The organism is Deinococcus sp. (genome assembly GCF_018260405.1).
Taxonomy (GTDB): domain Bacteria; phylum Deinococcota; class Deinococci; order Deinococcales; family Deinococcaceae; genus Deinococcus.
In genome coordinates this window covers 1-23904 of sequence record NZ_JAGLBG010000023.1, presented here as the reverse complement: position 1 = coordinate 23904, position 23904 = coordinate 1, and the positions used below count along the sequence as shown (strand labels likewise).

Annotated in this window: 23 protein-coding genes and 2 tRNA genes; 14 read left to right on the top strand and 11 right to left on the bottom strand. The window is 61.6% G+C overall.

Translation table 11 applies throughout. The features are described from left to right. Positions 1 to 38: 38 nt before the first annotated feature. Entirely contained in the window at positions 39 to 578 is a 540-nt protein-coding gene (gene rnhA, locus QZ269_RS04780) for a ribonuclease HI (protein WP_291424834.1), read from the bottom strand. 246 nt (positions 579 to 824) lie between these two features. Next, a complete protein-coding gene (trxA, locus tag QZ269_RS04775; RefSeq protein ID WP_291424832.1) occupies positions 825 to 1154 on the bottom strand; it encodes a thioredoxin in 330 nt (109 codons plus the stop codon). A 109-nt stretch (positions 1155 to 1263) separates the two neighbouring features. Here trxA and QZ269_RS04770 point away from each other — a divergent pair, with 109 nt between their 5' ends. The 4 genes from QZ269_RS04770 to QZ269_RS04755 all read left to right on the top strand — a co-directional run bounded on the left by QZ269_RS04770 (position 1264) and on the right by QZ269_RS04755 (position 4718). Beyond that, the gene (locus QZ269_RS04770; RefSeq protein ID WP_291424830.1) at positions 1264 to 1578 is read left to right on the top strand and encodes a DUF309 domain-containing protein; all 315 of its coding nucleotides are present in this window, start codon (positions 1264 to 1266) and stop codon (positions 1576 to 1578) included. A 143-nt stretch (positions 1579 to 1721) separates the two neighbouring features. Next, the gene (locus QZ269_RS04765) at positions 1722 to 2312 is read left to right on the top strand and encodes an NYN domain-containing protein (protein ID WP_291424828.1); all 591 of its coding nucleotides are present in this window, start codon (positions 1722 to 1724) and stop codon (positions 2310 to 2312) included. Next, positions 2302 to 3354 carry a phosphate acyltransferase PlsX gene (gene plsX, locus QZ269_RS04760; RefSeq protein WP_291424825.1) on the top strand — a complete coding sequence of 351 codons (1053 nt, stop codon included), beginning with the start codon at positions 2302 to 2304 and terminating at the stop codon, positions 3352 to 3354. The genes QZ269_RS04765 and plsX overlap by 11 nt, the downstream gene beginning before the upstream one ends. 155 nt (positions 3355 to 3509) lie before the next feature. Next, on the top strand, positions 3510 to 4718 hold the full coding sequence (locus tag QZ269_RS04755) for a mechanosensitive ion channel family protein (protein WP_291424824.1): 1209 nt from the start codon (positions 3510 to 3512) through the stop codon (positions 4716 to 4718). A gap of 16 nt (positions 4719 to 4734) precedes the next feature. On the opposite strand, the gene QZ269_RS04750 is transcribed toward QZ269_RS04755, so the two are convergent. Beyond that, positions 4735 to 5442, bottom strand: a complete 708-nt coding sequence (locus tag QZ269_RS04750) for an alpha/beta hydrolase (protein ID WP_291424822.1) — start codon at positions 5440 to 5442, stop codon at positions 4735 to 4737. Positions 5443 to 5604: 162 nt separating this feature from the next. Between QZ269_RS04750 and QZ269_RS04745 the strand changes: the two genes are divergently transcribed. Next, on the top strand, positions 5605 to 6330 hold the full coding sequence (locus QZ269_RS04745) for a hypothetical protein (RefSeq protein WP_291424821.1): 726 nt from the start codon (positions 5605 to 5607) through the stop codon (positions 6328 to 6330). A gap of 242 nt (positions 6331 to 6572) precedes the next feature. Here the strand turns inward: QZ269_RS04745 and QZ269_RS04740 are convergent. After that, a tRNA-Val gene (locus QZ269_RS04740) sits at positions 6573 to 6647 on the bottom strand. Positions 6648 to 6670: 23 nt separating this feature from the next. Then, positions 6671 to 6744 (bottom strand) — tRNA-Cys (locus tag QZ269_RS04735). A gap of 190 nt (positions 6745 to 6934) precedes the next feature. Between QZ269_RS04735 and guaB the strand changes: the two genes are divergently transcribed. After that, positions 6935 to 8464 (top strand): IMP dehydrogenase, encoded by a 1530-nt coding sequence (gene guaB, locus QZ269_RS04730; RefSeq protein ID WP_291424819.1) that lies wholly within the window; start codon positions 6935 to 6937, stop codon positions 8462 to 8464. Between the two features lie 364 nt (positions 8465 to 8828). On the opposite strand, the gene accC is transcribed toward guaB, so the two are convergent. From accC to efp, 3 genes are all read right to left on the bottom strand, one after another. Further along, a complete protein-coding gene (gene accC / locus QZ269_RS04725; protein WP_291424817.1) occupies positions 8829 to 10166 on the bottom strand; it encodes an acetyl-CoA carboxylase biotin carboxylase subunit in 1338 nt (445 codons plus the stop codon). Between the two features lie 92 nt (positions 10167 to 10258). Then, positions 10259 to 10819: an acetyl-CoA carboxylase biotin carboxyl carrier protein gene (accB, locus tag QZ269_RS04720; protein WP_291424815.1), complete on the bottom strand. Its 561-nt coding sequence runs from the start codon at positions 10817 to 10819 to the stop codon at positions 10259 to 10261. 237 nt (positions 10820 to 11056) lie between these two features. Continuing rightward, a complete protein-coding gene (gene efp, locus QZ269_RS04715; RefSeq protein WP_291424813.1) occupies positions 11057 to 11614 on the bottom strand; it encodes an elongation factor P in 558 nt (185 codons plus the stop codon). 313 nt (positions 11615 to 11927) lie between these two features. Here efp and QZ269_RS04710 point away from each other — a divergent pair, with 313 nt between their 5' ends. From QZ269_RS04710 to QZ269_RS04680, 7 genes are all read left to right on the top strand, one after another. Further along, positions 11928 to 13658 carry a sensor histidine kinase gene (locus QZ269_RS04710; RefSeq protein WP_291424811.1) on the top strand — a complete coding sequence of 577 codons (1731 nt, stop codon included), beginning with the start codon at positions 11928 to 11930 and terminating at the stop codon, positions 13656 to 13658. Between the two features lie 70 nt (positions 13659 to 13728). After that, positions 13729 to 14835 carry a DUF4097 family beta strand repeat-containing protein gene (locus tag QZ269_RS04705; RefSeq protein WP_291424810.1) on the top strand — a complete coding sequence of 369 codons (1107 nt, stop codon included), beginning with the start codon at positions 13729 to 13731 and terminating at the stop codon, positions 14833 to 14835. Next, positions 14832 to 15482 (top strand): response regulator transcription factor, encoded by a 651-nt coding sequence (locus QZ269_RS04700; RefSeq protein ID WP_291424808.1) that lies wholly within the window; start codon positions 14832 to 14834, stop codon positions 15480 to 15482. The genes QZ269_RS04705 and QZ269_RS04700 overlap by 4 nt, the downstream gene beginning before the upstream one ends. 91 nt (positions 15483 to 15573) lie before the next feature. Beyond that, positions 15574 to 15804 carry an acyl carrier protein gene (gene acpP / locus QZ269_RS04695; RefSeq protein ID WP_291424807.1) on the top strand — a complete coding sequence of 77 codons (231 nt, stop codon included), beginning with the start codon at positions 15574 to 15576 and terminating at the stop codon, positions 15802 to 15804. Positions 15805 to 15909: 105 nt separating this feature from the next. Beyond that, complete coding sequence (gene fabF / locus QZ269_RS04690) at positions 15910 to 17157, top strand: beta-ketoacyl-ACP synthase II (protein WP_291424805.1); 1248 nt, start codon at positions 15910 to 15912, stop codon at positions 17155 to 17157. A 204-nt stretch (positions 17158 to 17361) separates the two neighbouring features. After that, positions 17362 to 19431, top strand: coding sequence for a polyphosphate kinase 1 (gene ppk1, locus QZ269_RS04685; protein WP_291424849.1), 2070 nt, complete (start codon positions 17362 to 17364; stop codon positions 19429 to 19431). 318 nt (positions 19432 to 19749) lie between these two features. Then, on the top strand, positions 19750 to 20172 hold the full coding sequence (locus QZ269_RS04680; protein ID WP_291424803.1) for a hypothetical protein: 423 nt from the start codon (positions 19750 to 19752) through the stop codon (positions 20170 to 20172). Between the two features lie 409 nt (positions 20173 to 20581). On the opposite strand, the gene QZ269_RS04675 is transcribed toward QZ269_RS04680, so the two are convergent. The 3 genes from QZ269_RS04675 to QZ269_RS04665 form a co-directional block, all read right to left on the bottom strand. After that, positions 20582 to 21652, bottom strand: a complete 1071-nt coding sequence (locus tag QZ269_RS04675; RefSeq protein WP_291424801.1) for a collagen-like protein — start codon at positions 21650 to 21652, stop codon at positions 20582 to 20584. A 169-nt stretch (positions 21653 to 21821) separates the two neighbouring features. Beyond that, positions 21822 to 22316, bottom strand: a complete 495-nt coding sequence (locus QZ269_RS04670; protein ID WP_291424847.1) for a transposase — start codon at positions 22314 to 22316, stop codon at positions 21822 to 21824. Further along, positions 22313 to 22681: a helix-turn-helix domain-containing protein gene (locus tag QZ269_RS04665; protein WP_291424799.1), complete on the bottom strand. Its 369-nt coding sequence runs from the start codon at positions 22679 to 22681 to the stop codon at positions 22313 to 22315. Before QZ269_RS04665 ends, QZ269_RS04670 begins: the two co-directional genes overlap by 4 nt. A gap of 282 nt (positions 22682 to 22963) precedes the next feature. Here QZ269_RS04665 and QZ269_RS04660 point away from each other — a divergent pair. Then, a partial coding sequence (locus tag QZ269_RS04660; protein ID WP_291424797.1) for an AI-2E family transporter occupies positions 22964 to 23904 on the top strand: 941 nt, incomplete at its 3' end.

The following is a 23904-nucleotide window of genomic DNA, read 5'->3' as shown; positions in this document are numbered from 1 at the left end:
GAGCATGAAAAAGGTTCCTGACTTGGAGGCTTCCGGCTTTATTTTTTGCGGAGTTTGAGGCGTTCCTCTACGGCCAGTCTGTCCACGCGCTCATTTTCGCCATGCCCGGCGTGGCCTTTGACCCACATGAAGGTAAGCGAATGCTTGTGCGCCTGCTCAATCAGCGCTTCCCAGAGGTCACGGTTCTTAACCGGCTCACGGCCCGCCGTCTGCCAGCCATTGGCCTGCCACTTTAGAATCCAGCCGTCAGTAAAGGCCTTACGCAAATACTGACTGTCGGTAATCGCCCGCACCTGACAGGGCCGCTTGAGCGTCAGCAGCCCTTCAAGCAGGCCGCGCAGTTCCATCCGGTTGTTGGTCGTGCCTTCCTCGTGGCCGCTAAGGACCAGTTCACGCTCGCCGTAACGCAAAATGGTGGCCCAGCCGCCATGCCCGGCGGTGGTGTCGCAGGCGCCGTCACTGTACAGTTCGACCACCTCCCCCGTGATGGGCTGCGCGGGCTGAATTCCGGCCCTGATCGGCAGCAGATCACGCGCCGCATCCTGTTTTTTGCGGGCAAAGTGGCTGGGGCGCGTCATGAACTGAAACTGTAGGTAAGACAGGTCAGGACTGTCAAGCCCACAGCCACGAGGACCAAAAAAAGCGGAGGCCGTAGCCCCCACCTTCGCCTTTTGCCCGGCGGCGAAATTTAAACACGATTCAAGTACGTTGCCTTTAACATTACGAGCTTCCAGAACAGCACCGGCATCTCTTTATTCTCAGTGCAACGTACTCCGGACGGTTCTCGCTTCGCTCGGTTCATCTAAAGCTGAATTTGATTGTACTTAATTGGCGGCTACGCCCACGTGCTTGTCGAGCAGCGCCTCGAAAGAGCGCTTGGGCTGGGCACCGACTAGCGTATCGACTAGCTGGCCGTCCTTGAACAGCAGCAGGGTAGGAATGCTCATTACGCGGAACTGTCCGGCGGTAGCGGGGTTGTCGTCAACGTTGATCTTGCCGACCTTGACGCGGCCTTCATACTGCCCGGCCAGTTCCTCGACCACCGGGGCAATAATGCGACAGGGGCCACACCAGGGCGCCCAGAAGTCTACCAGGGTCACGCCCTGGGCGATTTCGCTGCTAAAGTTGCTGTCCGTCATCTCTACGGGTTTCATGCCAGTTACTGTAACGCCTGGGCTTGGGGCTTAGATTGGCAGAGCATGGGCAAACGCTAACCGCCCGCTTAAGAATGGGGTGGGGGGCACCAAAGCCTATGCTAGGCAGGTGAAACCGGAACTCAGGCGCGGCGCACAGCTGTTCAACGCGGGCCAGTGGTGGGAGGCGCACGAGGCCTGGGAAGAGGTCTGGGCCAGGTCGGGCGGCCAGGAGCGCCACTTCGTGCAGGCGCTGATTTTGCTGGCTGCCGCGCTGCACAAACGCTGGCACCACGGCAGCCTGACGCACCGCAACTACGACAAGGCGCTGCGCTACCTCGATCTGCTTCCCGCCGAATATGATGGGGTGAATCTTGAGCAGCTGCGGGCCGATGTGTGGCAAGCCCTCGAACATGAAAACCGCTGGCCCCGACTGCTCCTTTAAGCCCGGCGGGCCTTCTCTGACTGACGCTTCAGCCCCGGAACGCACCCAGGGAACGCCTACAGTGAATGCAGAGTTCACACGCCGGGGTTTGTTATTTTGAGCGGGCACTCTGGGATGCCGATAGACCCGTTAGGAGAATACAGATGGAACGAATTGGACTTTTTATTGATGGCGCAAATGTTTACGCGGCGGCCAAACGCCTGGGCTGGAACTTCGACCACCGCAAGATTCTGGATCATTTTGCAGCGTTCGGGCAGCTCTACAACGCCTTTTATTACACCGCCGTGCCTGCGCCGATGGACGATAAGCAAAAGCGCTTTATCGACGCGCTAACCTATATGGGCTACACCGTGCGGACCCGCGTGCTCCGCGAAGTGACCAACGAAAACGGCGACACCTACCGCCACGCCAACCTCAGTATCGATCTGGTGACTGACCTGCTGATGACCGGCGACCGGTACGACGTAGCCGTACTCCTGACCGGCGACGGCGATTTCGAGCGCCCCGTCGAGGTGCTGCGGGCACGCGGCAAGCGGATCGTCGTGGCGAGCATTCCTGAGATGACCAGCTACGAACTGCGCAACGCCGCCGACCAGTACGTGGACCTCAAAGACATCCGCAGCGAGGTCGAGCGCCCCGGCTACCACATGCCCAGCGAGGCACGCCCTGACCGCACGGGCGAGGCGCGGCCCTTCTATACCCTGGCGTCCCTAGGCGAAGCCAATGACCACTGAGCGCCCTGCCCCTGCGGTGCAAGCAGCCCCGCTCAGTACGCTGCCGATTGCCCTGGACGCCGTGGGGGGTGACTTTGGGGCCGCGCCGAATGTCGAGGGCGCAGTCGAAGCCGCCCGCGCCGGAGTCAGCGTGCTGCTGGTCGGTGACCGGGTCAAACTGCATGCCGAACTGGGCAAACACACCGGCAGCAGCGCCCTGCCCATAGATGTGGTCGATGCGCCTGACGTGATTGGCATGAATGAACACGCCACCGATGTGCGTAGTCGCCCGCAGGCCAGCATCAATGTGTGTACCCGGCTGGTCAAGGAGGGGCAGGCCGCCGCCGCCGTCAGCATGGGCCATAGCGGCGCAACAATGGCCTCGGCGCTGCTGACCCTGGGACGGATCAAGGGTGTGGAACGCCCGGCCATCCTGACCCATCTGCCTGCACAGGGCGGCTTTACCACGCTGCTCGACGCGGGGGCCAATGCCGACGTGCGGCCCGCCTATCTGGCGCAGTGGGCACAACTGGCGACCGTGTACCTCAAGGTGCTTGAAAACCGCGAGAATCCTACCGTCGGCCTGCTAAGCATCGGTGAGGAAGACCACAAGGGCAGTCAGCTGGTGCTCGAAGCCCACGCACTGCTACGGCAGCTGCACGGCCAGGGCATCAACTTTTACGGCAACGTCGAGGGCCACAACGTCTTCAAGGGCACCACCGATATCGTCGTCACCGACGGCTTTACCGGTAATGTGGTTCTGAAACTGGCCGAGGGTGAGGCCAAGGTTCTCTTTGGCTGGGTTCGGGAAGCGCTGAAAAGCGACCTAAAAAGCAAACTGGGCGGCTTGCTGGCCCGCGACGCGCTGCGGGGTCTGGCCGAGCGCATGGACCCCAGCACCTACGGCGCGAGCATTCTGCTGGGCGTGCGGGGCCTGACCTTGATCGGCCACGGCAGCGCCGACGCCAGAGCGGTCAAAAATGCCCTGCTGCGAGCCGAACGTGCCCATGAGGGCAGCCTGGTCACGCGGCTGGAAGCGGCGTTTGCCAACCGACAGGCTTAACTGCGCCCAGGCTAAGTAGCTGTCAGGTGATAGCTAAAGCATTTTGAAAAGCTGCTTGCACGGTGGGTGTGGGTCCCATTCTCAGTTCGCCCGGCCTGTCTAAAGACACACCCGGCTGCCTCTGAAGCGGTGGGCGGCCATGACACAATAGCGGCATGTGGGAAGAGTTCCAGATTCAAATCGTCAAACCCGTCGTCTGGTTCAAACTTGGGCTGGATATCGTCATCGCCTACGCGCTCTACCGCTTTGGGCGACTGCTTTTGCGGACACTGGAACCCCATCTCGATCACCGCCTGATCACTGCACTCAGGTGGGTCTGGACAGCCGTGGTGGTCGTCAGTCTGCTGGCAGTCGCTACCCACGCCATCTATATGCCGAGTGCCGGGTTCCTGTTTGATCTGGGACAGGATATTTTCAACGGTCTGCGTAACAGTTCCGGCCAGGCCATCGTGATTATCGCGCTGGCCCTGATCGCCTGGAACCTGGTCGGGGCGATCAGCCGCCGCATCATTCCGGACGACGACTTTACGCGCCGCACCGTTAGGATTCAGACGCTTAAGGGCGTGATCGAAAGCACCCTTAAGGTCACCATCGTCGTGGTCGGCCTGATCGAGGGACTTCAGGCGCTGGGCGTCAACGCAACCGGGCTGCTGGCCGGGGTCTCGGTGCTGGGCATCGCGGTGGGCTTCGGCGCACAGAACCTGGTCAAGGATGTATTCAACGGGTTTTTTATCCTGCTTGAAGACCAGTACGGCGTCGGGGACGTCATTACGGTCAACACCGGGCAGCTTTCGGGCAACGTCGAGAACCTCAACTTACGCGTCACGACGCTGCGGGCACTCGACGGAACCGTGCATATCGTGCCCAACAGCCAGATCAACACGGTCAGCGTGAGCAGCAAAGACTGGTCGCAGGTCGTCGCTGAGGTAGACGTGAGCTACAACGCCAACATCAACTCGGCGCTGAAGGTGCTCGAAAGCGTCAGCCAGGAAATCTATCAGGACGCCGAGTGGCAGCGCTTTTTTCTCGACGAGCCGGAAATTCAGGGCGTGACCCAGCTGGGCCCCGACGGTGTGACCCTGCGCGCCCTGTTCAAGGTGCAGCCCAAGAGTCAGTACGCCATTGGGCGCGAATTTAACCGGCGCATCAAGATCGCCATGGATCAAGCCTCCATCAAAATTCCTTCGCCCCAGCGCAACCTGAGTTTCGGAACCAGCCCGCTGGAAATCAAGCTGGTGCGGGGACCCGCGCAGGCGCCAGCCCCAGCAGGTGCGGCTGGGCTAGACCAGCAAGACCGCCTGCATTCGCCGATCAAGTCCTCCCTGAGCCGCGACCCCGAAGAAGGCGAACTGCCCTCAGACTGACCCACGCCAGCCCGCTTCAGGTCAAAAAGTCCAGCAGCGCCCGCGTAAAGTCGTGGGCGTTGTCCAGATTGGCAAGGTGGGCAGCGTCAGGAATGATCTTCAGTTCGCCGTGTCCGGCCTCGACCAGCTTGCGTGCATTGCCAAGTGGCGTGATCTCGTCGCGCTCTCCGACCAGCACCAGCAGAGGCACTTTTAACTTCTCCAGCACATCGAAACTTTCAGGCCGCTCGGCCATCGCCTCCAGCGCCGCCGCAACGCCCTCCCGCGAAGCCGCTTGCATCATGGGCAAAATGCGTTCATAGGTCGCTGGCGAGTGCTCTTTTTGCGCGGCCTCCAGAATAAATTCGCGGCCTTCTGCGCGTACCCGCTGGGCCTGCAAACGGCGGTCTTGCTGCTTCTGGGCGTCATCGGCAGCGGCGCTCGTATCAGCCAGCACCACCCGCCCGAAGCGCTCTGGGGCCAGCCTAAGCAGGGCCAGCGCGAGGTAGCCACCCATGCTCAGGCCAACCAGACTGACTGGTTGCGGCCCAAGCAGTTCGAGCAGGTGCGCCGCCGTGTCGGCCAAACTGCTCATGTGGCCGGACGTTCCTCCAAAACCTGGAAGGTGCGGCACGATCACGTTCCGGCCCGCTTCCTGAAGGGCCTTTTCCTGGGCCGACCACATGGTCCCGGAAAGCGGGTAGGCGTGCAGCATCAAGACAGTCTGGGGCTTCGGCTCGGTCATGTCAGCGAGTGTACCCCCCGGTTGGCAACAGCACACTTCCCAGCCCAAAGCTTTGCACAAGAAAGCCCGGCCCGCCCAGCACCCGTGCCATTTCGCTTATTGCTTTTTGCCCTGAGACGGTGTCAGTCTCTTGTGAAGGCCCCTCAAATATGCTGGTTTCACATGACAGTCCTGATCGCTTTGGCCTGGCTGGGTGTTCTTTATGCCCTGTACCGTCTCCTGCCTCCACTGTTTCCCTACGGTCTGGTGCTGACCCTCCTGGCACTATTGAATGTTCTGCCCGTGTTGGGTCATTTGCTGACCGATCTGGCCAGAATGTCCATATGGGCCTGGGTAGGCGTTGGCGTTTTACTGATGGGTCTCTTTGGCTTTGCCCGCCCCCTGTTTTTCGGTGTGGCGCTCATCATGGCGCTGCATTTTACTGGTGGTCTGCTCCCCTTTCAGGCCCTGGCGAATGAGGTCAACGGCCTAGGGCACCGGACCCTTACGGCACGTTTTCTGTGCCCGGTCGCCGTCCGGCAGGACACCGCCCGTGTCTACCGGGTCACCCAAGTGGGAACGGCACTGAGCATCCTGATTCTGGCGGGAACCGACGATGCGGGCACACCCGCCCTCTGCGGCAGCACGCTGGAGCATTTTCCGGTGCTGACCACTTTCGACGTCAATCCCCATCAGCGGCTGAATTTTGATAAGGCTGGGGGCATAGACCAGTATATAGAGCACCCCGAGCTACGGCAGAGCCACTGGGACGGGCACGGCAATGCGGGATTTATCCCGTCACTGCGCGGCACGAACTTCCGCTTTCCGCTGGGCATAGACGCCGGGTACCTGTCACTACCAACCGGAACTTTTCCAGCAGAACAGGTGCAGATCACCCTAGTACGGTAAGAGCTTCAGGAGGCTCTGATCCTGGATTGAATTCTACTTGGCCTATCTGGGAAGACCAGCTGCTCATACGAATTGCGCCACATTCCGCCCGCAGTCGGGAGCGGTCAGGCCCCTTCCTGGGTGCCGTTCTGACCAAGACAGCGCCTGAATCCAGCCAGCAGGTTGGCCGCTGCGACGATAGTGATAAGAGGCAGAGACTAGGGAAGGCCAAAAAGAAAAACCCCCTCTAAAAGGGAGCTTCGTGGTAGAACCGAGGGGATTTGAACCCCTGACCCCTACCGTGTCAAGGTAGTGCTCTACCCCTGAGCTACGGTTCTATGCAAAAAACGGGTATACATTTTGGAGGCGCTGACCGGACTCGAACCGGTGGTGGAGGTTTTGCAGACCTCTGCCTTACCACTTGGCTACAGCGCCGCTACCTAGAACAATCAACGCGGTCTTTGCTGTCCCTTGCGGGGGCTGGATAGGTCTTTCCTCGCCAGCGGAAGGAATAGTAGCACGCTCACACTGAGCTGTAAACCCTTGTAGCCTTAGCTTCCACTTGCGCGGCGCAACGGCAGCAGGACAACAATTCAACGAACGATAAAGCTCTAAACTCTGGTGCATGAGTGCGCCCGCGACCCCTGCTCCAGTTATGGCTGTTAACGAGCCTGTCACCACCACCAACCAGGAAGAGCGTTACCGGTACAAATTCGGGCAAGAAGGCATCACGTTCGACGATGTCCTGCTTCAGCCCCGGCACTCGCTGGTGCTTCCCCACGAAGTCACTATCCGCGCCCAGCTGACGCGGCGTATTCAGCTCAACATCCCGTTTATTTCGGCGGCTATGGATACCGTGACCGAAACCAGCATGGCCGTGGCAATGGCCCGTGAAGGCGGCATCGGCGTGCTGCACAAGAACATGACCATCGAGGCGCAGGCCGAAATGGTGCGTAAGGTCAAGCGCAGTGAAAGCGGCATGATCGTAGACCCGATCACCCTGCCGCCTACCGCCACCGTGGGCGACGCCGACCGTCTGATGGCCGAATATAAGATCAGCGGGGTGCCGATCACTGACCCGGCGGGCCGACTGCTGGGCATTATTACCAACCGCGACATGCGCTTTGTAGATGACTTGAACACAGCCATCGGCGACGTGATGACCTGTGAAAATTTGGTAACGGTGCCGGTGGGAACTAATCTGGAACAGGCCCACGAGATGTTCCGGCGTAACCGCATCGAGAAACTGCTGGTGACCGATGAGCAAGGCATGTTGCGCGGCCTGATTACGGTCAAGGACCTGACCAAGCGGGTGAAATACCCCAACGCCGCCAAGGACGATCTGGGTCGCCTGCGGGTCGCCGCCGCTATCGGGGTCAGCGCCGAGCTGATGGAGCGCACCGCCGCACTGGTGGCTGCTGGCGTGGATGTGCTGGTGCTCGATTCGGCACACGGTCACAGCCAGGGAATTCTGAACGCCCTGAGCCGGGTCAAGGAAAACTTTGATATAGACGTGATCGCCGGAAACGTGGCAACCCGCGCCGGGGCACGCGACCTGATTGCGGCGGGGGCAGACGCCGTCAAGGTCGGCATCGGCCCCGGCTCGATCTGCACGACCCGTGTGGTTACGGGCGTAGGCGTGCCCCAGATCACAGCCATCTTCGAGGCGAGCGCCGCCGCGATGGAAGCGGGTATTCCGGTTATCGCCGACGGCGGCATCAAGCAAACGGGCGACGTACCCAAGGCGCTGGCTGCCGGGGCCAACGTGGTCATGATGGGTTCGATGCTGGCCGGAACCGACGAAGCCCCTGGCGAGACCATTTTGCGCGATGGCCGCCGCTACAAGAGCTACCGGGGCATGGGCAGTCTGGGGGCCATGGATCAGGGCAGCGCCGACCGCTACTTTCAGGGTGGCAGCCGCAAATTCGTGCCCGAAGGCATTGAGGGCATCGTGGCGTACAAGGGTACGGCGGGCGAGGTGCTGTACCAGTTCATCGGGGGCCTGAAAAGCAGCATGGGCTACTGCGGTGCGTGCGACCTGGCAACCCTGCGCGACACTGCCCAGTTTGTGCGGATTACCGGAGCGAGCCTGATCGAAAGCCATCCGCACGGTGTGACGATTACCAAAGAAGCTCCGAACTACGGCGGACGCTGAAGACTAGGTCATAAGTCACTGCGTCCTAAAACCGGCAGCACACAGCAAACCGTAGCAACTCAACAAAAAGCCCCCCGGCCATGACGCCGGGGGCTTCCGCTTGCCGAAAGTAGCGACTGGCAATATAGATTCCGCTCACTTCTGACACAGTCGGGACGCGGGCAGGCCCCTTCATGGGTGCCACTCTGCCCAAGAGGCGGGCAGGCCCCTTCACGGGTGCCGCTTTGCCCAAGAAGGCACCGCCTGTACCGTCATACCGCGAAACCCGTATTTTTTTCACTCGCATCCGCTCGGATTAAATGTGAAACGACCCAGCTTCAACGGGCAATCCGTGTCAAAAGTGCATATTTAGCCGAACGTGTCTCTACATCTCCATGCGCGTTTTCAGGAAGTTGGTCATGACCGCGCCGCGCTTGTAAAACGGGTTGTCCATGATTTTGATATAGAGCGGGATAGTGGTCTTTGGCCCCTGAATCACGGTCTCTTCTAGGGCGCGTTTCATGCGTGCCACGGCCTTGTCACGGTCCTCGTGCCACACGATTAGCTTACCGATGAGGCTGTCGTAGTGGGGCGGGATGCTGTAGCCGCTGTACACGTGGGTGTCAACCCGCACGCCTGCGCCGCCCGAGAAATGCACGTCGTCGATTTTGCCCGCCGCTGGACGGAAATCCTTGTCGGGGTCTTCGGCATTAATGCGGCACTCGATGGCGTGGCCGCGCAAAATCACGTCTTCTTGCTGGATGTTCAGGCCCATTCCGGCGGCGATCTCGATTTGCAGTCTGACCAAATCCAGGCTGCTAATCATCTCGGAAACGCAGTGCTCGACCTGAATACGGGTGTTCATTTCCATGAAATAGTAGTTGCCGTCGCGGTCCATAATGAATTCCAGCGTACCGGCTCCGGCGTAATTGACAAACTTGGCGAGGCGTACCCCGGCGTCCAGAATCTCCTGGCGCAGCGATTGGGGCAGGCTGCTGGGCGCTTCCTCGATGAGTTTCTGGTTGCGGCGCTGAATGCTGCAATCGCGCTCACCAACGTGAATGACGTGGCCTTTGCCGTCGCCCATGACCTGCACTTCGATGTGCCGGAACTCCTCCAGGAACTTTTCCATGATGATGGCGGGGTCGCCGAAGTACAGCCGCGCCTCTTCCTGGGCCTGATTAAAGCCTTTTTGCAGCTCTTCTTGGGTGCGAATGACCTTCTGACCGCGTCCGCCGCCGCCCGCCGACGCCTTGAGCAGCACCGGGTAGCCGATTTGCTTGGCGGCCAGCAAAGCCGCGTCCACATCTTGTAGCACGCCAGTTCCGGGTACGGTAGGCACGTTACTCTGCGCGGCGATGTCGCGCCCGCCCGCTTTGCTGCCCAGCGCCCGCATACTTTCGGGAGTCGGGCCGATAAAGACGATGCCGTGGTCACGGCACATCTCGGCAAAGTCGGGGTTTTCGGCCATGAAGCCGTAGCCGGGGTGAATAGCCTGTGCGCCGGTCATCAGGGCCGCCGAGAGGATATTGGGGATATTCAGGTAACTCTGGTTGCTGGCGGGCGGCCCCACGCAGACCGATTCATCGGCCAGCAGCACCGGCAGGCTGTTTTCGTCGGCGGTGGAGTAGACCACGACCGTCTTGATGCCCATTTCACGGGCCGTTCGAATGACGCGCAGGGCGATTTCGCCCCGGTTGGCGATGAGAATTTTCTTGAACATGGCTTGCCTCCGGTAAGAGGTCTAAGAGCCTAAGAGCCTAAGCCAAGAGCCTATGCTCTTAGACTTTTTGACTCTTAGACCCTTAGACGGCTTTACTCGATGATGAACAGGGTCTGGCCGTATTCCACCGGTTCGGCGTTCTTGACCAGAATTTCACGCACCACGCCGCTGACCTCGGCTTCGATTTCGTTCATCAGCTTCATGGCCTCGATGATACAAAGCACCTGCCCAGCGCTGACCGTATCGCCGACCTTGACGTAAGGGCTGTCTTCGGGGCTGCTGGAAGCGTAGAAGGTGCCCACGATAGGAGCTTTGACCGGCTGCCCCTTGGCGGCAGGCTTGGCTTCGGCAACCGGAGCTGGGGCACTCGCGGGAGCTTCGGCGGACTTGCTGGGGGCGGGCGTAGCTGCCGGGGCGCCGGGAGCAGAGGGAGTTGCCGGAGCGCTGGCGGCTGCGGGAGCCGCTGCTGACGCCGGAGCGGGGGCATACAACGGCGCGGGGGCGGGGGCCGCAAACGCTGCTGGGGCGGGAGAGGCAAACTGCTGTGGGCCGCGCTTAAGTTCCAGGGCAAAGCTGCCGGTGGTCAGGTTGAACTCGCGTACATCGGCGCTGCTAAGCGCTTCGAGAATCTGTTTCAGGTCTTCCGGGTTCATGGCCCCTCCTTGCTAAATTGAACTGCCCTACATGATGCCGCGCCAACATCCACTCGGGGTGTTACCGCCTGCCTAACGATTGTCTATCTGAACGCAGTCTAATATAAAATGCCGTTTTAGAGCAGCACGCATAATTACGCCATTTCTGGAACTGCGCCCCAAACGGCGGCCTTGGTCAAACTGAAGAGCCGCCTGCCGAAGCTGGCTTCGGCAGGCGGCTCAGGCATTGGCCAGGATTCAGGCGCGGCTGAGGTACATTCCGGTGCGGGTATCGACCTTGATTTCGATGTCCTGCTCGACGAAGAGCGGCACCTGCACGGTCGCGCCGGTTTCGAGTTTGGCAGGCTTGGTGCCGCCGGAAACGGTGTCGCCGCGCACGCCGGGGTCGGTTTCGACGATCTTGAGGATCACCTGGTTGGGCAGGGTCAGGCTCAGGGGCTTTTCGCCGTACATCGCCACTTCGACCTCAGTGTTTTCCTTCATGAACTTGGCGGCGTCACCGACGATGTTCTTGCCGAGGTGTACCTGATCGAAGGTATCCATGTCCATAAACACGTAGTCGTCGCCGTCGGGGTAGAGATACTGCATCTTCTTGCCCTCGACGTAGATGTCCTGCAATTTTTCGGTGCTGTTGAAGGTGCGGTCGACGATGCTGCCCGATTCCATGTTGCGGAACTTAGTAACCACTTTCGCACCGCCGCGTCCCATCTTGAGGTGCGAATAGTCGAGGCATTCCCACAGTCCGCCGTCCATTTCCACTTTGGTGCCGTTACGCAGTTCAGTTACGCTGATCATGTTTCTCCTTAGATTCCTGCTGTGATTTGGGGGCCGGGGCCGCCTCTGCCCAGCTGCCATGGGAGCAGCTGACTCAGGGGGCCGCAATCGGCAACGCTCACCAGTTTAGCAGAGGCGGCGGGCCAGGCGTGAACTCGTGCGGCATGGCCCGACCTTCTCTGTATTGCCCGGCGAATTTGCCGTTTCCCGTGTGTTCCTTACTGGTCTGCCTGCTCCTGGCCCGCCTGCTGACACCGCGCCGCGTACCTGTAGCAGCTTCTCCTGCGCCTTTTGAAGGATGCCCGCGCCTCGGCAACGGCGTACATTTCGTCGCATGATGGGAGCGATGGGACTACGCGAAGAACTTCAGGCAGTGCGGCGCGAGGGGCCGTTTTCCGACCTGTTGGAAGCGCGAACCTACCTAACGACCCTGTACATTTTTCTCAGTTTGCCCGCAGGCACGGCCATCTGGGTGCTGCTGCTCGGCGGGGTGGTGGTCAGTCTGCTGACCCTGCCGCTAATGGTCGGTGCGCCGCTGCTGCTGGGGGTGCTGTGGCTGGTCGGGGCACTGGCCGAGGTACAGCGCACCCTGGCCGGGTTGCTGGGGCTGGAATTTCTGCGTCCGGCCCTGCCCCCGGTCTACGCGGGCGTGACGCCCTGGCTGCGGGCCACCCTGAGCCACCCGGCGACCTACCGCGCCCTGCTGTTTCACCTGATTCAGCTGCCGCTGGCGCTGGTGTGCTGGGTGGTGCTGCTGGCGCTGGGCAGCGTGATCGTGGCGGGCCTAGGCTCACCGCTGTGGCTGATGAACCCGGCTATTTTTCAGGTGGCCTGGCGCGAAAGTACCCTGCAACCCAGTCAGTTGGCCGTGCTGGGGCTGCTGCTGCTGGGGGCCGGGGCACTGCTGCTGGCGGGCGGCGTGGTCAACCTGATCGGGCGAGTCTGGGTGCGGCTGTGCACGGCGCTGCTGGCCCGCGACCTGGGCGGCGAGGCGGCGAGGCGCGAAGTGGTCGCCCTGCGGCGGGCAGCGGGCCGGGTGGCCCTGGGCGACGACCTAGAAGCCACCCTGACCGATCTGGCGCGGCAGGCGCAGCAGGCCAGCACCGCCCGCAGCATTGCCCTGATTGCGGCGGACGGCAGCGTGCGGGCTAGCAGCAGCGCTCAGGCAACCGCGCTGGCCGGAGTGCTGGACGCCCTTCCCGCGCCCGGAGAAGCCAGCATACGGGCCACCCCGGCGGGCGACGTGCTGGCGGTTTTGCCGGTGGCCCTGCCCGCTTCGGCGGGATTGCAGGGCGAAACGCTGCGGGCGGATTATGAGCCAGGGGTGCGGCCCACGCCCGACGAGCTGGCCTTTTTGCTTAGTATTGCCGACCATGCTGGAACCGCCCTGCACGCCGCGCAACTGATCGAGCGGGCCAGTGCGCGGGCCGGGGAACTTGAACGCGCCCGGCTGGCCCGCGAATTGCACGACAGCGTGGCGCAGGCCCTGTACGGCATCAGCCTGGGGGCCAAGACCGCCAAGGCGACCCTGGACAGAGATCCCGCCCGGACTCACACCAGCCTGGACTACACCATCAAGCTGGCCGAAGGCGGGGTGGCCGAGATGAAGGCCCTGCTGTTTAGCCTGCGCCCCGACGCGCTGGAAGAAGGCGGACTGGTAGCCGCACTGACGCAGCAGGCCCACGCGCTCGAAACCCGCCACAGCCTGAGTGTGCATACCGACCTAAGCGCCGAGCCTGCCCTGCCCCCGAAAGTCAAGGCCGACCTTTACAAGATCGCTCAGGAAGCGCTGCACAACGTGGTCAAGCACGCCCGGGCCAGTGAGGTCTGGCTGGAACTGCGCGCTACTCCGGGAGCGACCGTCCTGACCGTGCGCGACAACGGGCGCGGCTTCGACCCGGCCAGCCAGACACGCGGCACCCTGGGCCAGCGCACCATGCGCGAGCGGGCGGCGGCCATCGGGGGCGAGCTGGAAGTCAGCAGTGGCCCGGCAGGAACCACCGTTTTGCTGAACCTGCCCGCCGCGCCCACGCCGCCCACTATGAGCGCCGTGGAGCGCTTATGATACGGACTCCATCTGTTTCGTTAACAACCCGGCGCGGCACCGGGTCGCCAACTCCACGCCCGGAACCGGTATGATTCGCGTCCCCGAACCCAGACCGCTGCTGCCGGTACTGACGCGGATGTCGCTAGGGCTGGCGCTGGCGCTGGTCGGCGCAGTCGTGACCTGGCACGGTATTTCCGTCAGGCCAACGCCCGGATTGCAGGCCGTAAGCACGCTGCTCGACGTTCCCCTCGACGGGCCGCTGCCGGGTGACCTGGTTGGCTCGGCCACCCTGCGCTTCGAGGGCAACCGCGCCAATATCCGCCTCGGGGCGCTGGGCCAGCAGAGTCCGGCCCTGCTGCGCGGCGAGGCCAGTCACCGCGCCCGCAACCCAGTCAAGGTCACTACGCAGCGGCAGGGCAGCAACGTGAACTACACCGTCCGGCTGTACGTTAAGTCGCTGAAAGATCAGGGGGTGGTGGTTACGGAACCGGAGCCTTACCAGCACCAGCTGGCGATCCGGCTTTCGCCCAGCGTACCGCTGTCGCTGAGCACCTTCACGGTGGGCGGCAACCAGACGCTGAACCTGCAAACCCTGCGTGTCCGGGCGCTGACGGCCCGCAGCGACAGTGGCCGCACCAGCCTAACCCTGCCGGGGCGTCCGGGGGGGCCTTACGCGGTGGTCAGCCGCAGCGGGCGCGTCGAGGTCAGTGCCCTGCCTGGAGCCAGTCCGGAAGCCCTGCGGATCAACAGTGTGTCGGGCGACCTTGACTTGAAGCTGGCGGGCGCGGTGCTGGACGTCCTCAATGCAGGCACCCTGAGCGGCAATATTCAGGTCATTGTGCCCGAGAAGATCAACCGGGGCAGCCTGACCACCCTGAGCGGCAATGTGACGGTCACTGTGCCCAGGCTCTCGGCGGGCAACCTGGATATTCGTACCCAGAGCGGCAACGTGAGCCTCAGCGTGCCGCCACAACTGCGGGTGCGGGTGCGCTTTACTGACCGCGATACCCTGCTGCTGCCGCCCGGCACTCCGGCGGCCACCGCGCCGCAGCTCGACATTTTCGTGGACACCAGCAGCGGCAAATTCAAGCTCAACGACCCGGCTCTCCCTTCGCCTTCCTCGGCTCCAGCCGCGAACCCAAGCCTGTCCCACGCCCAGAATCCGACTTCTCCCGCCCCAGGAGGCTCCAGATGAATCCAACCGTCCGCGTTCTACTTGTCGATGACCACGCCGTCGTGCGCCAGGGCCTGCGCCTTTTTCTGGGGCTGGACCCCGATATCCAGGTGGTGGGCGAGGCCGCCAACGGCGAGGAAGCCCTGGCCGAGGCCCAGCGCCTGCACCCCGACGTGGTGGTCATGGACCTGATGATGCCCGTGATGGACGGCATCGCGGCGACCAGGCAGCTGCGCAGGCGGCTCCCCGACACCGAAATCATCGCTCTGACCAGCACCCTGGAGGAACACAAGGTTAACGGGGCTATCGAAGCCGGGGCGATTTCCTACATGCTCAAGGACGCCTCCAGTGACACGCTGGCCGAAGCCATTCACGCGGCGGCGCGGGGTGAAGTGCGGCTGCACCCCGAAGCGGCGCGGCGACTGGTCCGCGATTTCCGCAGCCCGGAGATGCGCGAGGCCCTGACGCCCAAGGAAACCGCCGTGCTGCAACTGCTGGCCCACGGCCACAGCAACCGCGACATCGCCCGCGAACAGGACGTGTCCGAGGCCACCGTCAAGACCCACGTCAGCCGCCTGCTAGGCAAACTGGGCCTGGAAAGCCGCACCCAGGCTGCGCTGTACGCCCTAAAACACGGCGTCGCCACCCTGGAAGGGGCCGAGCTTTAACCTGCATTTTTTGCACCTCGTTCACATTCAGGGGCCTAGCCTCTGCGGCGCGTGTAGACTGTCGCAGACTTTAAGGACAGGAGGGAACAAAATGGCTACATTTGATGACGTAAAAGATGTGATCGTGGACAAACTCGGGGTAGACGCCGAGAAAGTGGTGCCCGCCGCCCGTTTCGTAGAAGACCTCGGGGCCGACAGCCTGGAGACCGTGGAACTGATCATGGGCCTGGAAGATAAGTTTGGCGTGACCATTCCCGACGAGGAGGCCGAGAACATCCGTACTGTTCAGGCCGCCATCGATTACATTGAGAGCAAGAAGTAAACTCGCCGCTGACCGGATGAGTACAGGCGGGCAGGACGCGGTGAGAGCCGTGTTCTGCTCATTTTTCAGTGTTCCAGTGTGCTGTTTTGCTGGCGTGGAGGCGACATGAGCGTAACAGGACTTAAGCGGGTGGTCATCACGGGGCTTGGCCCAGTCACCCCCATCGGCGTCGGCGCAGCCGAGTTCGCACAGGCACAACGGGCCGGAAAAAGCGGCATTGGCCCGATCACACACTTCGAAGACACGGACACGGCCAGCAAAATCGCCGGGGAAGTCAGGATCAGTCTGGACGAATGGGTCGACCCCCGTGAGGCCCGCAAGCTCGACCGCTACGTACAACTGGCGCTGGCAGGCGCGGCGCTGGCCGTGGCCGACAGCGGCCTGAGCCCGGAAGAACTGCGCGGCGAACGCACCGGCACCCTGATCGGCAGCGGCATCGGCGGCATGAAGACCTTTGAGGATCAGGCCCGCGTCTACGTCGAGCGCGGCGCGGGGCGCATCTCGCCCATGTTCATTCCGATGCAGATCGCCAACATGGGCACCGGACACGTCGCCATGAAGTACGGCGCAATGGGGCCAAGCAGCACGGTCGTCACCGCCTGCGCGAGTGGAACCGGGGCCATCGGGGAGGCGGCACGCTACATCCAGCTGGGGCTGGCCGACCTTATGATCGCGGGCGGGGCCGAGGCCTCGATCACGGCCATGGCGATCGGGGGGTTTTCTAAAATGAAGGCCCTGTCGACCCGCAACGACGACCCCGAACATGCCAGCCGCCCATTTGCAAAAGGGCGCGACGGCTTTGTGATGGGCGAGGGCGCGGGCGTGGTTATGCTGGAAGAGTACGAGCACGCCAGGGCACGCGGGGCGACCATCTACGCCGAGATCGTGGGCTTTGGCGTTAGCGCCGACGCGCACCACATCACCATGCCTGCCCCGGAAGGCGCGGGCGCACAGCTGGCCATGAAAATGGCGCTGCGTACCGCTGGCGTCAGCCCCGAGCAGGTCGGCTACATTAACGCGCACGGCACAAGCACCTATTTCAACGACCTGCACGAAACCCAGGGCATCAAGCATGTCTTCGGTGACCACGCCGCGCAACTGGCGATTTCCAGCACCAAATCCATGACCGGGCACCTGCTGGGCGCGGCGGGCGCGGTCGAGGCGATTGCCGTAGCGCAGGCCCTCCAGGACGGCATTCTACCCCCGACCATCAACCTCAGCGGCGACGAGGACCCCGAGCTGGATCTCGATTACATCCCCGAAGGCGCACGCCAGCAGCAGGTCGAGTACGCGCTGAGCAACTCGTTTGCCTTCGGCGGCCAGAACGCGGCGCTGCTCTTCAAGAAAATCTGACCAACAGGACAACACTATGCAGGGGCCAGGAGCGCTCTCCTGTTCTGGGCATTTGCCGGGTTACCAACTGCGCGGTGGCCGCTTTTGTGCCCGGCCTGACTTGGGCCAGACATCTGCCCTGTAAGACTCAAAGGAGTGAATACTTTGCCCACTGAAGCTCCAGAAACAAAGAAGCTTAAAAATGCCAAAGAGACGCCCGAGAAGGTGCCTCCAGCGGACAGTAACCCAGCGACCGATCAGCTGGTGCATACGCTCAGCACCGTCGCCAATCCGCAGAGCCAGTTCCTGAACCGTGAACTGTCGTGGCTGGCCTTCAACGAGCGGGTGCTGGCCGAGGCCCGCGACGAGCGCAACCCGCTGCTTGAACGCCTGAAATACGCGGCCATCTGCGGCAGCAACCTCGACGAATTCTTTATGGTGCGCGTGGCCGGGATTCACCGCCAGATCGCGGCGGGCGTGCATGTGCCCAGTCCCGACGGTCTGCTGCCGCGCGAAACCCTGAAACTGGTGCGCGACCATACCCACGTCATGCTGCGCGAAATCGAGCGGGCAGCCCAGGACACCCTGGCGGCGCTCCGTAAACAGGGCGTCAAGTTCACGTCGGTGGGCGATCTCGACAAGAAGACCAGGGCGCAGCTGCACGAGCATTACCTCTCGGAAATTCAGCCGGTGCTGACGCCGCTCATCGTCGATCCGGGCCATCCTTTCCCCTACCTCAGCAACCTGAGCCTGAACCTGGGCGTTCACCTTAAGGGCCGCAAGGGTGAGGAGGCCGAATTTGCCCGCGTAAAGATTCCGGTCGGGATTTTGCCGCGTGTGGTGATGATAGGGGAATCGCTGCTGATGCTCGAAGACGTGATCGCCGCGCACATTAGCGAGCTGTTCAAGGGCCGCAAGGTGCTGTCCACCCACCTGTTCCGCGTGACCCGCAACACCGATTACGAGTTCGAGGAAGAAGAAGCCGAGGACCTGCTGGCGACCATCGAGGACGGGCTGCGCCGCCGCCGCTTCGGGTCTGCCGTGCGCCTCGAAGTGATCCGCGATACCCCCGATGAACTGCTGAAATACCTTCAGGACAAGCTGAATCTCAACCCCGCCGACATCTTTGTGCTCGAAGGCCCCCTCGGCACCAGTGACCTGATGGGCCTTCCGGTGAAGCGGCCCGACCTAGCGTATCCCGACTATCAGCCTGCCATTGCCGATCTCGACGGCGACGAGGAAGGCGGCATTTTTGAGACGTTGCGGGCCGGGGACGTGGTGCTGCACCACCCCTACGACAGCTTTGTTAATGTGCTGAACTTTCTGGAAGAAGCCTCGCTTGACCCGCAGGTGCTGGCGATCAAGCAAACGCTTTACCGCACTGGCGACGACCCCAGACTGCTGGGCGCACTGCGAACCGCCGCCGAGAACGGTAAGCAGGTCGTTGCCATGATCGAACTCAAGGCCCGTTTTGACGAGCAGCGTAACATCAGCTGGGCACGCAAACTGGAACGGGCCGGAGCGCATGTGGTCTACGGGGTGCCGGGCCTCAAGACCCACGCCAAAGTCACGCTGATCGTGCGGCGCGAAGAGTCGGGGCTGCGGCGCTACGTCCACATCGGCACCGGAAACTACAACGCCAAGACTGCCCGCCTGTACACCGACTTGAGCCTGCTCTCGGCGGACGCCGAACTCGGCGCGGATGTCGGCGAACTGTTCAACCACCTGACCGGGTACGCCGAGGCCGAGTACGCGCACCTGCTGGTTGCCCCCGACACGGCCCGCAGCGGCTTTATGGCGCTGCTGGAACGTGAAGCCGAACATGCCTGCGCCGGAAAGGAAGCCTGGGTGCGCCTCAAGTTCAATTCGCTGACCGACCCCGGCATGATCGAAGGGCTCTATAAAGCGTCGCAGGCAGGCGTCAAAATCGAGATGGTTTTGCGCGGCGTGTGCTGCCTGCGCCCCGGCGTTCCCGGTCTGTCGGAAAACATCCGGGTTCACAGCCTGCTGGGCCGCTATTTGGAACACGCCCGCGTGTACGCCTTTGGCAACGACGGTAAAGCGGAAGTGTATTTCGGCAGCGCCGACTGGATGAGCCGCAACCTCGACCGCCGCGTCGAAGTGATCGCGCCTGTACTGGACGACCGCCACCGCCAGGGCTTTATGAACATTATGGACACCGAGTGGAACGACCAGCGCGGCAGCTGGGAACTGGAAGTTACCGGTCAGTATGTTAAATTCCCCGGTGACCGCAGTGCCCAGAAGCAGTTTGCCGCAGCCCGTAACCCAGCGTAAGGTCAACGACCGCCGCAACGGTTTCCCTATACACGGGTGCTTAAGCACCTGCATGGTTGCATCCCTTGCCCCGAGCGGACTCGCAGATCATCCCCTCAACCCCAACCCAAACGGCAGTGGAAGCGGGGCGGCGGGTCAGGCGTGAGGCTGCCGGGCCGGGGGTGCCTGCGCCTCGTCCCCTACGGATGGCGATAGCAGCCCTCCGAATGAGGTGACTCGTGGCCGCAGCATTTCATTCTTTGCCCCGCAGTTCCCACAAACGGAACGCGTCTTACAGCCTGTTCCGCTTAAGCGCGGCATGATAGGCACACAGAACGTATGAGCGATTTCGACATTCTTCAGGCCACCATGATTGAGCAGGCGGCGGCGCGCCAAGCCGACAGCGGAGCCTGCGAAGCCCTGCTCGGCGCACTATATCAGGCGCTGCGGCGGGTGGGCGGGCCTGGTCAGCCGCTCCATAACGTCTCGGTAGAACCCGTCGCCGACCCGGGGCAATGCTTGCGCCCGCCGCCTGTCGGTGAATATCACGCGGCCTGGTTCCGCCTGGGCCTGTGCGAAGTGCTGGTGCGGGTGCGGCGCCAGGGGCAGGAATTCCACGGTGATTACGGTTACAGAGGGGTCTTCGCCCTCACTGAAATTTCTGAGGACGCCGTACTCGCGCTCGCCCACCGCATCCTCAAAGACCTGACACTGGAATATGCTGGAATGTTACCCAGCGACAGACAAAAGCAGTTGAACTGATCTGGACTTCAGTTTAGAGCCGTTCTCCGAATTGTGGGCACGTCGGAACAACACCGCCGCGCCCTTCATTCTACGTCCTGCTCTTTTTTTTGACTCGTTCCACTCGGCAAAAAGATCATAAAAAGAGCACCATCTTTCTGCAAAATGCTCTAGATTTCTGCCGTATAGGTGCGCATTGAGCCTTACAGGTAAGGAGCACGGCCAGACCAACTGAAGAACCGAAAAAATGCCCCCAGGTGAACCCAGGGACATTTGACTTGCTCTGATACGGACTGGCGTCTGTTTTTGTTGACTACGCGGAATCCGTATAGGTACCACCAAGTTTGGCTTTAGACAAACCTGGCGGAGCGTATCTTGGAGAAAATAACGGGCTGCCGCCTACAGTTCCCCAGCCGCCCCTTAAAACAGCTTAGAAGCGGAACTTCAGACCAGCAGTGACGCTGCTGATGTTGGGGAAGTTGTTGCCGGTGTTGAAGTAATAATGCTGGCGGGCCTCACCGAAGATAGCCACATGATCAACGATACGGTAATCAACGCCGATGGACAGTTCGCCGAAGGGGGCCTTCTGGTCGAAGTTATAGCCTGCACCGACGCCCAGGAGACCGTCAACGCGTCCAGTAGTGCCACGGTAGGTCACTGCGCCGCTGAGGCTGTTGCCGGGCGTGCCAGTGTAGTTCGTGCCATTGCTGTCGTTGTTGTCCTTGATCTTGAAGTCGCCGGTAACACGCACACCGAAGCTGCCGAGTACCTGATCGTTACCGACTTCGACGCGGCCCATGTAGCCCTGAACGGGGTCGGTCATGACGCCGTAGGCGGCAGCGCCGATGTAGTTGCCGTAGCGGAAGGGAGCGGCGGGGGGAATGTAGGGATCGCCCTTCTCACCGCGTTCACCCTGGGGACCGACGGCGCCGACAGGACCGGCGACACCCTGTGCCCCCTGGGGTCCCTGAGGACCAACGGGGCCGACAGGACCAACGTCACCCTGTGGTCCCTGGGGGCCAACGGCACCGACCGCGCCAGCACCGGCAGCGGGCATGTTCTTCAGCTGATCCTGTAGAGCGGCGATCTGGGCACGCAGGTCCTCAATGGCCTTGGCCTGGTCGGCCTGGGCAGCGCGGAGTTCGTCCAGACCAGCCTGAGCGTCCTGAAGTCCCTTGCGCAGGGTACCGAGTTCGGTGGTGTCGAAAGTGGCCTGGTTAGCAGGCAGTTGCGAAAGCAGACGAGCCAGCACCTGAGCGACTTCCTGGCGGGTAATGGCGCTGCACCAGTCGAATTTGCCGTCGGGGTAGCCGATAAACAGCCCCTTCTGGGTCACGAGGTCAATCGCGGCCTTGGCCCAGGTGCCCTGCGAGCAGGCGACGCTGATGGTGGCTTTGGGAGCTACGATTGCAACGGGCGTGGTAATGGGCTGAACGTTACCGCCGCCAGCGAATGCTGTGCCGGTGAGCAGCAGAGTCAGAGTAGTGAAAGTTTTCTTCATGGGAGCCTCCTGAGAGCGTAGCTTAACGTATGAGCCAGTTCTTGGACTGACTAAAGATTAGTAGAAAATCTTCGATCAGCCTTAATGTCACTTTCTAGTGTGCCATGTCTCAGTCGGTTTTTGGCTTCATGACTTCCACCAGCTAAGTAGCTACCGGGTATAGACTGCATCATACAGCTACCCCCCAGTTTGCGCCGCCAACGCCACGCCTCAAGTCCTCCTTGTTCTCGAAATGACGCTCTGGCAGGTCGTTGTATTTGAGTTGCCGCCACTTGCCCTCCATCGGATTTAGTTCGGGACTATATGGGGGCAGGTAAACTACGATAAGGCCGCATTTTTTCCAGTTTTCCTTTTCCGCAAAGACAACATTACAAGTATGAATACTGGCACGGTCAGCAAAGACAATCGTTGGGCAAGCCGGATCGGCTTGCTCTGCCAACGTCTGAATGAAATTTTTCGTGTCTTGGCCGCTGGTATTGCCTTCAATCTCCCTGTACTGCACCTCGCCACTGATGTAGTCCACACAGCCCATGAGGTTGAGTCGTGCAGTGATACCACGAGCTTTGCTCGTCGGCACTTCCATCGGATGCCCCACTTCACGCCAGGTATATGTATTCGGTTGGGTCAACCAGATGGCCGCTTCATCAAGGAAGAGGAGTTTCAGCCACCCTTCAGAAGCCCCTTTTTTGCGACTTCAAGGGTGTCCTCGAAGTCCTGCTTCTCCTGGGGGTCTGCTTCACCTGCGACGACCAATCGGGTTCGTTGCCAACTGGTGTTGAGGCGGTGGAGTTGAGCGTTGAGAGCAGAACGTTTCAGCGTGACGCCATGCCTGTCCTGAAGGTATTCGGAGAGGGTCCGAGTGTTCCACGTTCGGTCGCCCTGAGCAAGCAGAGTACGCACATCTTGAGCAATTTCAGGCGTGAAGCGGCTTGTACGTCCAGGGTGGACGCGCTCCTTAAGCGCGTCCAGGCCACCCTTACGGTAAAGGGCGATGACGCGACGGACTCGTGGCGAGGTCATGATGCCCATTGCCTCAATTTGATATGAGGAAAGTCCCTGATGGGCATGCCAGAGGGCAAAGTACCGCTTTCGTTCGCAAGGGAGGACATGGTCTGCGAACAACAGTTTCTGAAGCCTTGCGGCGTCTTCTGAGGTAAGGGCAGGGTCAAGGCGTCTGATAATGTAGTTTATACCCGCCAGCTACTTATCCGTTGAATTTCATGTGGCCGTCACCTCTATACTGAAAATGATGAATTTTCCCCGTCTTCTTTCCCGGCCTGACTGCTCGCTGGTCGTCAGAGGCGTCTTATGATGCCCAGCCGCTCAGGGCCTAACGCCTTTCAGTACGCCTGGAAAAATCCCTGGGTGCGGCTGATCGTCTTTCTGCTGGGCTTTTATCTAGCGTACCGCCTGTTCAATGTGGTCAGCGAGGTCGTGGTGGACTTTGCCGTCGCCTTCCTGATCGCCTACCTCGCCAGCCCGCTGCTCAACTGGCTCGAAAAGGGCAAAGTCAAGCGCGGTCTGGGGGCCTTTTTCGTGGTGCTGCTGTTCCTGGGGCTGTTCATCATGCTGGGGGCGCTGATGGTCACGGTGTCGTCTCAGTTCGTGGACCTGCTTTCCAAGTTGCCCGAACAGATCGGCAACCTGGGCAACGTCACCGAGCGCGTCGCCCACTGGCTGGGGGACCGGGGCGTGCCGGGGGCCGAGAACCTTCAGGCCAAGATGACCGAAAGTCTTCAGACCTACGTGCAGAACCTGGGCAAGAATATCGGGCCGATTCTGCAAAACGCGCTGCAATCGGGCGGCACCCTGTTCAGCGGCCTCGTCTCGATTGGCGGCGTGATCGCGCAGATCGTGCTCATTTTGCTGATGAGCGTGTATCTGATGCTGGACTACGCCCGCATCAACGCCTCGCTGCTCCGCGCTTTTCCGCGCCCCTGGCAGCCGCGCGTGCTGGAGCTGAGCACCCTGGTCGGCACCTCGGTCGGCGGCTACGTGCGCGGTCAGATTCTGATCGCCGCCGCCATCGGCGTAATGGTGTGGCTGGGCCTGACCATCATCGGCATTCCCAGTGCGGCGGCCATCGGCTTCCTGGCGGGCATCTTCAACATCGTGCCTTACCTGGGGCCGGTCATCGGCGCGACGCCCGCGCTGCTGCTCGCGCTGCCCGGCGGCGGCGTCAAGATGCTGCTGGTGGTGCTGGTGTTCGTGGTCGCCAACCAGCTCGAAGGCAACTTCCTCAGCCCCATGAT